The following is a 12,362-nucleotide window of genomic DNA, read 5'->3' as shown; positions in this document are numbered from 1 at the left end:
CTCCGGGCAGCACCGCGTCGGTGGAGCTCACTCGGCCTCTCCCCCTCCGGCCCGGGGCCTCGCGCCCCGGTCACGGACCACCGGCCGCGCGCCCGGTGGCCGTGCGCGGTGCCCTGGCGCCCCGGCAGGGCGGTGACCCAGGGGGCGGGGGGCCTGCCGGCCGTCCCGCCACACCGATGTTCCCGTTCGGGACCCTACACCACTTCGGTCACTCAATGACACGCACACTCAACTTAGAGTAATGGTCCAGGGGTGGGGAATTGCGTCCGATTCCACCGAATCGGTCCGGTTGACGGGGGCGCGCACAAGGGGGCTCACGCAGCGCGCACAGGAGCATACGGCAGCGCCCGCCCGGCACCGGCCACCGCGGCGGTACGCCGGGCGGGGCATCGGACGGGCGCACCGGGCGGGAGCGCCGGACGGGCCGTCAGCGCGCGGCCGGGGCCAGGTCCTCGGGGAACAGCCGCAGCCGGTGGGCCAGCGCGGCCGCCTCGCCGCGTCCGGCCACCGCGAGCTTGCCGAGGATGTTGGAGACGTGCACGCTCGCGGTCTTCGGCGAGATGTACAGTTCCTCGGCGATCTGCCGGTTGGTGCACCCCCGGGCGAGCAATCGGAGCACGTCCCGCTCACGGGGGGTGAGGCCGAGGGAGTCGCCGGCCGGCGGTGCCGGAGCGGGCACCCGGCGGTCCGCGACGAGCGGGAGTCCGGCCCGCGCGGCCAGGCCGTCGATCTCGGCCCGCAGTGCGGCATCGGACCGGGCGGACGCCAGTTCCCGTGCCTCGCGCAGGAGTTCGGTGCCGGACTCGCGGCGTCCGGCCAGCACCTCGGCCTCGCCGGCCCGCAGCAGCGCGACCGCCAGCGGGTACGGCAGCCCGGTCGGGCGCAGCGCCGCGACCGCGGTGGCCCACTGCTCGGGGGTGTCCGCGCCCTCGGCGCGGGCCAGTTCGGCCTCCAGCAGCCGCGCCCAGCCGTGGTGCAGCGGCACGGTCGGGGTCAGCCCGGCCGCCGTCGCGGCGATCCTGGCCAGCACCTCGGCCCGGCCCCGGTCGGCCTCGGGCAGGCCCCGGCTGTCCGCCTCGGCGGCGGCGCCGTCCACCAGCAGCGGGTAGAGGTCGGCGAGGTAGCCGCAGCGGAGGTCCTCGTCCAGGGCGGCGATCAGCTCGGCGCGGGCCTCCAGCGGGCGGCCGACCCCGACGGCGACCCGCAGCGCCAGCCGCGCGACCGGGACGGAGTGCTGGAGCTGGCCGACCCGGTTGGCCGCCCTGGCCTGCGCCAGCATCGCGGCGGCGGCGGGCAGGTCGCCGCGGAGCAGGGCGAGTTCGCCGCGCATCCGGTCCAGGAACTCCGCATGGGTGCCGGTGACACCGATCTGCTGGCACTCGGCGAGCACCTGCTCGGCCTCGTCGATCCGCCCGAGGTCCATCAGCGCCTCGGCGAGGTTGCCGGTCAGGATGGTGCCGATGTTGCGCTGGAGGCCGTTGCCCCGGGCCGACTCCAGACCCTCCCGGGCGAGCGCAGCCGCCTCCTCGGCCCGGCCGAGCCCGCGCTGCATCGAGGACAGGTTGTTGATGCCGCGCAGCAGGATGTCGGGGGCGCCGATCCGCCGGGTGGCCTCCACCGCCGCGGTGAGCTGGGCGACCGCCGCCTCCGGGTCGGAGTCGAGGTCGTTGCGCAGCCCGCCGAGCGTCATCAGGGCGTGCTGCTCGACCGCGTCGGCGCCGACCTCGCGGGCGATCCGGACCGCCCGCTCGGCGAGCTCGACCAGCTCGGGCCGGGGGTTGGAGAGCATCCCGCTGCCGGCGCCGAGGGCGAACACCTCGGCCTGGACGGCGGACGGCGGCAGGTGCTCGACCAGCCGGTGCGCGTAGGCGATCTCCTCCTCGTCGCCGGAGCGGCGCAGGTGGCCGAGCATCCGGGCCCGGTTGATCCGGAACCAGGCGGCGCGGGCCGGGTGCTCGGTCTCGTCGACCAGCTTGAGTGCCCGCTTGGCCAGGCTCAGCCCGCGCTCGCGGTCCCCGCTGCGGCGGGCCGCGACCACGGCCTCGGCCAGCACGTCGATCAGGCAGAGCCGGTCGCAGCGCTCGTCGTGCCGGTCCACGTCGCAGGAGCAGGGCGGGTAGGTCTCGGCCCAGTCGTGCGGGCGCAGGGTGCCCGCCAGCACCTCCTCCGGGACCTCGTCCCAGAGCTCCAGGGCCCGTTCCAGCATCCGGAGCTGCTCGGCGAAGGCGTTGCGGCGGCGGGCGGCCCTGGCGGCCTCCAGCGCCGTCGGCAGGGCCCGGGCCGGGTGGTGGGCGTGGTACCAGTAGTTGGCCAGCCGGGCGGGGCGCACGTCGGAGCCGACCAGGTGCGGATCGGCCTCCAGTGCGGCGGCGAAGCGCCGGTTGATCCGGTGCCGCTCTCCCGGCAGCAGGTCGTCCGAGACCGCCTCCCGGACCAGCGCGTGCCGGAACCGGTAGCCGTCGCCGTCGGTGTCCGGGCGCAGGATGTTGGCGCCGACCGCGACCCGGAGCGAGGCGATCAGCTCCTCCTCGTCCTCCAGGACAGCGGCGAGCAGGGCGTGCTCGACGTAGGAACCGCCCTCGGCGGCGATCCGCAGCACCCGCTGGGTCTGCTCGTCCAGCGCCTCGACCCGGACCAGCAGCATGTCCCGGAGCGAGTCGGTGAGCCCGGCCGAGCAGCCCTCGCGGAAGGCGGTGGCGAGCTCCTCGACGAAGAAGGGGTTGCCCTCGGAGCGGCGGTGGATCCGGTCGACCAGCTCCCGGTCCGGGGCGGCGGTGCCGAGGATGCCGGCCAGCTGCGCGGCGACCTCGCCGGGCCCGAAGCGCTCCAGCTCGGCCCGCTGCACGGTGCGCAGCCGCTCCAGCTCGGCCAGGAACGGCCGCAGCGGGTGGCGGCGGTGCAGGTCGTCGCTGCGGTAGGTGGCAACCAGCAGCACCCGGGCCCGGTGCAGGGTGCGGACCAGGTAGGCCAGCAGCTCCCGGGTGGAGCGGTCGGACCAGTGGAGGTCCTCGACGGCGAGCACGAGGGTACGGTCCGTGCCGAGTCGTTCGAACAACCTCGCGGTGTGCTCGAACAGCCGGGCTCGTCCGTACTCGTCGTTGGGTTCGCCGTCGGCCTCGCCGAAGTCCGGCATCAGCCGGGCGAGATGCCCCTCCATCCCGGCCGCGGCCGCCTCCAGCTCGGTGCCCAGGCCCCGGTGCAGCCGGCGCAGCGCGGTGGCCAGCGGCGCGTAGGGCAGGCCCTCGGCGCCGATCTCCAGGCAGCCGCCGACGGTGGTGACCACGCCGTCGAGGCAGGCCTGGCGGAGGAACTCCTCCAGCAGCCTGGTCTTGCCGACGCCGGCCTCGCCGCCGATCAGCACGGTCTGCGGCTGGCCGTCCCCGGCCCTGCGCATGGCGTCCAGCAGGACGGTGAGTTCCGGATCGCGGCCGACGAAGACGGGACTCACCGATATCTGCTGCATGGAGGCGAGCATGCCATAGAGGTCGGGTGCGCTCCGAGGGGTTATCCCGCCCTCCGGACGCCCGGAAGGGGAGGCGCACCCCCGTGTCGCCTCCCCCTCCGGTCCCTGCTCGGCACCTCGGTGCCGGTCCGTCAGCATTCGCGCGGACGGACGGCGCGGCGCTGGAAGCGGAAGCCGACGTTCGGACGCCAGCCGGTGCGCTTGGCACCCTTCGCCTCGCGGACCAGGCGCTCGTGCTGGGCCTGGGCCCGGAGTTCCAGCTCCTGCTGCTTGATGAGCTCGTACTCGATCACGGTGTTTCCCCTCGTGGGTTTCGGTGTCTCTCTCGTTCTGAGGTAAAGATTCCTCTCCCAGGGGGGTGGGCCGCATCGGCAGCCTGCCGGATGTTCCGGGCCCCGACCGCCTTAGGCCGGGGATCCCGGGCACGGCAAAGGCCCGGCCCTACCCCTGACGAAGGGTAAGACCGGGCCTTAGGCCACTAAGTAGCCCTAAGAACGCCTTAGGCGCCTTGGAAACTCAGACAGAAACGCCCAGCTTCTCAAGGATCAGATCCTTGACCCGGGCCGCGTCGGCCTGGCCCCGGGTGGTCTTCATGACCGCGCCGACCAGCGCGCCCACCGCGGCGACCTTGCCGTCGCGGATCTTGGCGGCGATCGCCTCGTTCTCGGCGATGGCCTGGTCCACGGCGGCACCGAGCGCGGAGTCGTCCGAGACCACGGCCAGGCCGCGCTGCTCGACGACCGCGTCCGGCTCGCCCTCGCCGGCCAGCACGGCCTCGATGACCTGGCGGGCCAGCTTGTCGTTCAGCTTGCCCTCGGCGACCAGCGCGGCGACCCGGGCGACCTGCGCCGGGGTGATCGGCTGCTCGGCCAGCTCGGTGCCGGTCTCGTTGGCCCGGCGGGCCAGCTCGCCCATCCACCACTTGCGGGCCTGGTCGGCCGGGGCACCGGCGGCGATGGTCTCCTGGATCGGCTCGACGGCGCCGGCGTTCAGCACCGACTGCATGTCCTTGTCCGTCAGGCCCCACTCGGCCTGCAGCCGGGCCCGGCGCACCCGGGGCAGCTCGGGCAGCCCGGCGCGCAGCTCCTCCACCCAGGCGCGGGCCGGCGCGATCGGCACCAGGTCCGGCTCCGGGAAGTACCGGTAGTCCTCGGCGTTGTCCTTGATCCGGCCGGCCGTGGTGCTGCCGTCCTCCTCGTGGAAGTGCCGGGTCTCCTGGACGATCGTGCCGCCGTCGGTCAGCACCGTGGCGTGCCGCTGGACCTCGAAGCGGGCGGCCCGCTCCACGCTGCGCAGCGAGTTGACGTTCTTGGTCTCCGAGCGGGTGCCGAAGGTCTCGGTGCCGATCGGGCGCAGCGACAGGTTGACGTCGCAGCGCATCTGGCCCTTGTCCATCCGGGCCTCGGAGACGCCCAGCGAGCGGATGACCTCGCGCAGCTCGGCGACGTACGCGCGGGCGACCTCGGGGGCGCGCTCGCCGGCCCCCTCGATCGGCTTGGTGACGATCTCGATCAGCGGGATGCCGGCCCGGTTGTAGTCCAGCAGCGAGTGGGTCGCGCCGTGGATCCGGCCGGTGGCGCCGCCGACGTGGCTGGACTTGCCGGTGTCCTCCTCCATGTGGGCGCGCTCGATCTCCACCCGGAAGGTCGAGCCGTCCTCCAGCTGCACGTCGAGGTAGCCGTTGAAGGCGATCGGCTCGTCGTACTGCGAGGTCTGGAAGTTCTTCGGCATGTCCGGGTAGAAGTAGTTCTTCCGCGCGAACCGGCACCACTCGGCGATCTCGCAGTTCAGCGCCAGGCCGATCTTGACGGCCGACTCCACGCCGATCGCGTTGACGACCGGCAGCGAGCCCGGCAGGCCCAGGCAGGTCGGGCAGACCTGGCTGTTCGGCTCGGCGCCCAGCTCGGTCGAGCAACCGCAGAACATCTTGGTCTTGGTGCCCAGCTCGACGTGGACCTCCAGGCCCATCACCGGGTCGAACGACGCGAGCGCGTCCTCGTAGGAGACCAGGTTCTTGACGCTCACAGCGTCCCCTTCACTAAAAAAGTCTTCGGTGGTGCGGGCCCGGCCCGCACACGGGAGTGCGGGCCGGGGCCTCACGGGCCGGGTCAGCCCAGCAGGACGTCGTCGTCGCCGAGGCGGCGCAGCTCACGGACCAGCAGGGCGGTGCCGGTGACCAGGGCGGCGGCGCCGACCAGGGCGTTGACCAGCTTGAGCGTGTCGCTCTCGCCGCGGGCCTTGCGCACGTCCTTGACGATGGAGATCGCGCCGAAGGCGCTGGTGCCGATGGACAGCCAGAGCCCGGGCTTGGAGTGCTTCCACCCCTTCAGCGATGCCGATTGGGCCTTGGCGTTCTCGATCTTGCTCACAGTGCCGGTGCCTCCTCCAGCAGGGTGTGCCCCCACTTGTCGTTGAGTGCGGCCTCGACGGCGCCGCCCACGCGGTACAGGCGGTCGTCCGCCATCGCGGGTGCGATGATCTGCAGGCCGACCGGGAGATTGTCCTCCGGGGCCAGGCCCACCGGCAGCGACATGGCCGCGTTGCCCGCAAGGTTGGACGGAATCGTGCACAGGTCGGCCAGATACATCGCCATCGGGTCGTCGGCGCGCTCGCCGATCGGGAAGGCGGTGGTCGGCGTGGTCGGCGAGACCAGCACGTCCACGCCCGCGAAGGCGGCGTCGAAGTCGCGGGAGATCAGCGTCCGCACCTTCTGGGCCGAGCCGTAGTAGGCGTCGTAGTAGCCCGAGGACAGCGCGTAGGTGCCCAGGATGATGCGGCGCTTCACCTCGGGGCCGAAGCCGGCCTCGCGGGTCAGCGCGGTGACCTCCTCGGCCGAGCGGGAGCCGTCGTCGCCGACCCGCAGGCCGTAGCGCATCGCGTCGAAGCGGGCCAGGTTGGACGAGGCCTCGCTCGGGGCGATCAGGTAGTACGCCGGCAGCGCCAGGGTGAAGGACGGGCAGGAGACCTCGACGACCTCGGCGCCCAGCTCGCGCAGCAGCTCGACCGACTCGTCGAAGCGCTGCATCACGCCGGCCTGGTAGCCCTCGCCGGAGAACTCCTTCACCACGCCGATCCGCATGCCGCGCACGTCGCGCAGCTTCGCGGCCTCGACCACGGCCGGGACCGGGGCATCGATCGAGGTGGAGTCCAGCGGGTCGTGGCCGGCGATCGCCTCGTGCAGCAGCGCCGCGTCCAGCACGGTGCGGGCGCACGGGCCGCCCTGGTCCAGGCTGCTGGAGAACGCCACCAGGCCGTAGCGCGACACCGAGCCGTAGGTCGGCTTCACGCCGACGGTGCCGGTGACGGCGCCGGGCTGGCGGATCGAGCCGCCGGTGTCGGTGCCGATCGCCAGCGGCGCCTCGAAGGCGGCCAGCGCGGCGGCCGAACCGCCGCCGGAGCCGCCGGGGATCCGGGAGAGGTCCCACGGGTTGCCGGTCGGGCCGTAGGCGGAGTTCTCGGTGGAGGAGCCCATCGCGAACTCGTCCATGTTGGTCTTGCCGAGGATGACCACGCCGGCGTCCTTGAGACGCGTGGTCAGGGTGGCGTCGTACGGCGGGATCCAGCCTTCGAGGATCTTCGAACCGCAGGTGGTCGGCACGCCCTTGGTGGTGAAGACGTCCTTCAGCGCCAGCGGGACGCCGGCCAGCGGGCCCAGCTCCTCGCCCTTGGCGCGCTTCTCGTCGACGGCCCGGGCGGCGCTCAGCGCGCCCTCGGTGTCGACGTGCAGGAAGGCGTTGACCTTCTTGTCGACGGCCCCGATGCGGTCCAGGTGCGCCTGGGCCACCTCGACGGCGGACACCTCGCCCTTGGCGACGGCGGCGGCGGTCTCGGCCGCGGTGTAACGGATGAGCTCGGTCATGGGTCAGTCCTCCCCGAGGATCTGGGGCACACGGAAACGCTGCTCCTCGGCGGCCGGGGCCCCGGCCAGCGCCTCGTCCGGGGTGAGCGACGGCCGGACCTCGTCCGCGCGCATGACGTTGGTCAGCGGCAGCGGGTGGGAGGTGGGCGGGACGTCCTGTCCGGCGACCTCGGAAACGCGGGCGACCGCGCCGATGATCACGTCCAGCTGCTCGGCGAAGTGGTCCAACTCTTCGGCCTGCAACTCAAGACGCGACAGCCGAGCGAGGTGGGCGACCTCCTCGCGCGTGATGCCAGGCATGCAGCGATCCTCAGGGTGAGTTCTGGTGAGGCCCGGATCCGCCTTCCGGCGGCGCCGGGCCCGGGCCGGGAGCCGCCTGTCCGGCGCTCCCGTCCTCGTGGTCTGTGGTCCCCATCCTAGGGGGCACGGGACGGCCACCGGCCGACGACCGGCGGTGGGACCGGGTCACCCCCGCCGCGCGGCACCCTCACTGCGGGCGGGTCGGCGCCCAACTCTGCTGCTTGGGCGCCTGGATCTCCAGCTTCGCCGCCTGCGCCGCCTGGATCACCGGCGGCAGGACGGGCTGGATCGCGGGCGGCAGCCGGTCGGCGGCGGCGGAGCCGAGCCGCTCCACCGGCGGGGCGCCGGTGCGGTGCACCCGCAGCCAGGCGGTGGCCTGCTCGGCCGGCAGCGCCGCCGACACCAGCCAGCCCTGCACCGCGTCCACGCCCATGCCGTGCAGCCGCTCCCAGGTCTCGTCGTCCTCGACGCCCTCGGCGACCACGGTCAGGCCGAGCGAGTGGGCCAGCTCGACCGAGCAGCGGACCACCGCCGCGTCGTGGTCGTCGGTGGCCATCCGGGAGACGAAGGAGCGGTCGATCTTCAGCTCGCCGACCGGCAGGCTGCGCAGCCGCACCAGCGAGGAGTGGCCGGTCCCGAAGTCGTCCAGGGACATCCCGACCCCGTAGCCGCGCAGCTCCGCCAGGGTGTCGGCGGCCCGGCGGGAGTCGTCCAGCAGCAGCCGCTCGGTGATCTCCAGCTGGAGCGCGTGGGCCGGCACCTGGTGGCGGACGAGGTGGCCGGCGACCCGCTGGGCGAAGCCGGGGTTGAGCACGTCGCGGGGCGAGACGTTCACCGCGACCTGCACCTGGAGGCCCTGCTCGCGCCAGCTGGCGAGCTGGCCGACGGCGGCCTCCAGCACGTAGTCGGTCAGCCGGGGCATCAGCCCGCTGGACTCGGCGAGGCCCACGAACTCGTCCGGGGACACCCGGCCCTGGCCGGGACGCTCCCAGCGCAGCAGCGCCTCCAGACCGACCACCCGGCCGTCGAAGGCCACCTTGGGCTGGTAGTGCAGCTGGACCTCGCCGGTCTCCAGGGCCCGCCGCAGATCGCCCAGCAGTCCGATCCGGTACGGGGTGTCGGCGTCCTGGGTCTCGTCGTACTGCTCGACCGAGGTGCGGCCGCGCTGCGCGTGCCCCATCGCCACGTCGGCGCGGCGCAGCAGCGACTCGGCGTCCTGGGCGTGCTGGGGGAAGACGCAGACGCCCGCGCTGGCCTCCAGCACCAGCAGCAGTCCGTCCAGGCGGATCGGGGCGGCGAGTTCGGCGATCAGCGCCTTGGCCACCTTCTCCAGCGAGTCCGGGCAGCCGATGCCGGGCAGCAGGACGGCGAACTCGTCGCCGCCCATCCGGGCCACCATCGGGCGGCCCCGGTAGTGCCGGGGAAGGCCGGCGAAGACGTCGTCGATGGACTCGCGGGTGGCGCTGCCGGCGGCCCCGCCGGAGCGCAGCGCCCGGTGCAGCCGGCGGGCGATGTGGACGAGCAGACGGTCGCCGGCGGTATGGCCGAGGGTGTCGTTGAGCGACCGGAAGCGATCGAGGTCGAGCAGGATCAGACCGACGCTGTAGCCCTCGGTGTGCTCCGCGATCGACTCCTGGGCGGCGAGGAGTAACGCCTGGCGGTTGGGCAGATCCGTCAGCGGATCGGTGAGCTGGTCGCGCGCCCGGTCGCGGGCGATCCGCCAGGCCGCGACCAGGACGGCCAGCGGCACCGCGAACAGTGGCAGCAGCTCCGCCTCGTAGCGGTAGACCAGCACGGCCAGCGGGATGAGCGGCGCGGCGCCGGCCAGCAGCACGCCGAGCAGCAGGACCGCTCCCGCCACCCCCTGCGGCGGGCGTGTGGGCGCACCGCCGGTCGTACGATCCATAAGCCCAGTCCTCCGTCGGGCCCGCCCCGTCAGGCCGCCTAGCGGTGAGGCACCGTACCGGTGCCGGCAGCCTGCCAGGCATGGAGCGGCCCCGCGGAGTCCGGCTCGGCCGGTACCCCCACCCCTGCTGACACTCTGTTGCGCTCCAGGGTATGCGCGGCTTCACCCGACGGGCAGACTTTCGGACAACCGGACATACGCCACCGCGCTGGGTGCCGCACAGTGTCACGATGCCCGCTATCACTGTGCGGCACCCGATGACGTTGCATCAGGACGATAACAAGCCGGATTCGGGGCTTCCGCGCGCGGGGTCAGCCCTCGGCGCCCTCCTCGACGGGCTCGGCGGCGGCCTCGGTGGCGGTCTCGGCGGCGGCCGGTGCCCCCACCTCGGGATCCTTCGCCGCGGCGGCGCTCCCGGCGCCCCCGGCGGCGTCCTCCGCAGCGTCCCCGGCGGCGTTCTCGGCGGCGTTCTCGGTGGCCTCCCCCGCGTCCCCGGCGGCCTCGGCGGCCTCGGCGGCGTTCTTGGCGGCGGCCTTCTTCCGGGCCGGTGCCTTCTTCACCGGCTCCTCCGGCGGCTCCGCCGGCAGCCCGAGGTGGACCCTGGCGGCGGCCGGGCCCTGCTCCAGCAGGATCGTGAAGCCCGCGTCGTCGAGGACCGGCAGCCCCAGCTGAACGGCCTTGTCGTACTTGGACCCGGGGTTGTCGCCCGCGACCACGAAGTGGGTCTTCTTCGACACCGAACCGGTCACCTTCGCACCCCGCGAGGTCAGCGCCTCCTTGGCGCCGTCCCGGGTGTGCCCGGCCAGCGTGCCGGTGACGACGACGGTCTGCCCCTCCAGGGGGCGCTCGCCCTCCTCCTCGGTGGCCTCCTCGGTGAAGCGGACCCCGGCGGCGCGCCACTTCTCCACGATCTCCCGGTGCCAGTCGACCTGGTACCACTCGACGATCGAGCGCGCGGTGCCCGCGCCGACCCCCTCGGTGGCGGCCAGCCGCTCCTCGCTCGCCGCGAAGATCGCGTCCAGGTCGCGGAACTCCCGGGCCAGGTCCTGGGCGGCGACCGGGCCGACGTGCCGGATCGAGAGGCCGTTGAGGAAGCGCCAGAGCGGGCGGTCCTTGGCCTTCTCGATGTTCTCCAGCATCAGCCCGGTGTTCTTCTTCGGCGCACCGGCGGTGGTGGCGAAGAAGAACACCTCCTTCTCCTCGCCGGTCTCGTCGTCCAGCTTCGGCATACCGGTCTTCTGGTCGCGCACCAGCACCTTGATCGGCAGCAGCCGCTCGACCGTCAGGCCGAAGATGTCGCCCTCGTTCCCCACCGGCGCCTCGACCGGCTCCAGGGGCTGGGTCAGCGCGGTGGCGGCGACGTAGCCGAGGCCCTCGATGTCCAGCGCCGAGCGCCCGCCGAGGAAGGCGATCCGCTCCCGGATCTGGGCCGGGCAGTACTGGGCGTTGGGGCAGCGCAGGTCGATGTCCCCCTCCGCCATCGGCCGCAGCCCGGTGCCGCACTCGGGGCAGTGCGAGGGCATCACGAACGCCTGCTCGCCGCCGTCCCGCAGGTCGTAGACCGGGCCGAGGATCTCCGGGATGACGTCACCGGCCTTGCGCAGCACCACGGTGTCGCCGAGCAGGACGTCCTTGGCCTTGACCACGTCCTGGTTGTGCAGGGTCGCGTACTGCACCATCGAACCGGCCACCTTCACCGGCTCGGCCAGCACCGCGTACGGGGTGGCCCGGCCGGTGCGGCCGATCCCGACCTTGATCGCGGCGAGCTTCCCGGTGACCTCCTCCGGCGGGTACTTCCAGGCGATCGCCCAGCGCGGGGACTTCGAGGTGGAGCCGAGCCGGCCCTGGAGGGCGATCTCGTCCACCTTGACGACCACGCCGTCGATCTCGTGCTCGACCGAGTGCCGCTGCTCGCCGAAGTGCGCAATGAACTCCCGCACCTCCGCCAGCGTGCCGACCACCCGGTTGTGCCGGGCGGTGGGCAGGCCCCACCCGCGCAGCAGCTCGTAGGCGTGCGACTGGTTGTCGATGTCGAAGCCGACCCGGGCGCCGATGCCGTGCACCACCATCCGCAGCGGGCGGGAGGCGGTGACCAGCGGGTCCTTCTGGCGCAGCGAGCCGGCCGCGGCGTTCCTCGGGTTCATGAACAGCCGGATCATCGCCCGGGGCCGCTTGCCCTCCTTGGCGCGCTCCTCGTTCTCCAGCCGGCGGCGCTCGTTCTCCTCCGCGAAGGAGGCGTTGAGCGCCTCGAAGGCTTCGGTCGGGAAGTAGACCTCGCCGCGGATCTCGACCAGCTCGGGCACGTCCTCGCCGGTGAGCCGGTGCGGGATCTCCTCGATGGTGCGGACGTTGGCGGTGATGTCCTCGCCGACCCGGCCGTCGCCCCGGGTCGCCGCCTGCGTCAACCGGCCGTTCTCGTAGGTGAGGTTGACGGCCAGGCCGTCCACCTTGAGCTCGCACAGGTAGTGGTAGTCGATCCCGGCCAGCTCGCCGGCGACCCGCTCGGCCCAGGCGGCGAGCTCCTCGTCGTCCATCGCGTTGTCCAGGCTGAGCAGCCGCTCGCGGTGCTCGACCGGGGCGAACAGCAGGGTCGGCGCGCCGCCGACCCGCTGCGAGGGCGACTCCGGGGTGACCAGGGCGGGGTGCTCCGCCTCCAGCCCCTCCAGCTCGCGCATCAGCGCGTCGAACTCGGCGTCGCTGACGACCGGCGCGTCCTGCTCGTAGTACCGGGCCCGGTGGTCCGTGATCTCGGCGGCCAGTTCGGCGTGCCGCTTGCGCACCTCCGCCGGAACGTCCTCCCAGCCCTCGACAGCCACCACCGCAAGCCCTCCGTC

Annotated in this window: 7 protein-coding genes and 1 pseudogene; all 8 read right to left on the bottom strand. The window is 73.4% G+C overall.

The genetic code is table 11. The features are described 5' to 3' along the window. Positions 1 to 427 precede the first annotated feature (427 nt). A complete protein-coding gene (locus tag OG715_RS27400; RefSeq protein WP_323182170.1) occupies positions 428 to 3,463 on the bottom strand; it encodes a helix-turn-helix transcriptional regulator in 3,036 nt (1,011 codons plus the stop codon). Between the two features lie 131 nt (positions 3,464 to 3,594). Beyond that, positions 3,595 to 3,756, bottom strand: a complete 162-nt coding sequence (locus tag OG715_RS27395) for a hypothetical protein (RefSeq protein WP_266271584.1) — start codon at positions 3,754 to 3,756, stop codon at positions 3,595 to 3,597. A gap of 223 nt (positions 3,757 to 3,979) precedes the next feature. Further along, a complete protein-coding gene (gene gatB / locus OG715_RS27390; protein WP_266271583.1) occupies positions 3,980 to 5,488 on the bottom strand; it encodes an Asp-tRNA(Asn)/Glu-tRNA(Gln) amidotransferase subunit GatB in 1,509 nt (502 codons plus the stop codon). A gap of 83 nt (positions 5,489 to 5,571) precedes the next feature. Beyond that, complete coding sequence (locus OG715_RS27385) at positions 5,572 to 5,832, bottom strand: hypothetical protein (RefSeq protein ID WP_375977877.1); 261 nt, start codon at positions 5,830 to 5,832, stop codon at positions 5,572 to 5,574. After that, the gene (gene gatA, locus OG715_RS27380) at positions 5,829 to 7,322 is read right to left on the bottom strand and encodes an Asp-tRNA(Asn)/Glu-tRNA(Gln) amidotransferase subunit GatA (protein WP_030392704.1); all 1,494 of its coding nucleotides are present in this window, start codon (positions 7,320 to 7,322) and stop codon (positions 5,829 to 5,831) included. Before gatA ends, OG715_RS27385 begins: the two co-directional genes overlap by 4 nt. Before the next feature lie 3 nt (positions 7,323 to 7,325). Beyond that, a complete protein-coding gene (gatC, locus tag OG715_RS27375) occupies positions 7,326 to 7,622 on the bottom strand; it encodes an Asp-tRNA(Asn)/Glu-tRNA(Gln) amidotransferase subunit GatC (protein WP_073926050.1) in 297 nt (98 codons plus the stop codon). 187 nt (positions 7,623 to 7,809) lie between these two features. Beyond that, positions 7,810 to 9,465: pseudogene (locus OG715_RS27370) on the bottom strand (putative bifunctional diguanylate cyclase/phosphodiesterase); the annotation flags it as partial. Positions 9,466 to 9,839: 374 nt separating this feature from the next. Further along, positions 9,840 to 12,344, bottom strand: a complete 2,505-nt coding sequence (gene ligA, locus OG715_RS27365) for an NAD-dependent DNA ligase LigA (protein WP_407661134.1) — start codon at positions 12,342 to 12,344, stop codon at positions 9,840 to 9,842. Positions 12,345 to 12,362: the final 18 nt, after the last annotated feature.

It is taken from the genome of Kitasatospora purpeofusca (assembly GCF_036010405.1).
Classification (GTDB): Bacteria; Actinomycetota; Actinomycetes; order Streptomycetales; family Streptomycetaceae; genus Kitasatospora; species Kitasatospora purpeofusca.
This window is presented reverse-complemented; position numbering and strand designations above follow the sequence as displayed.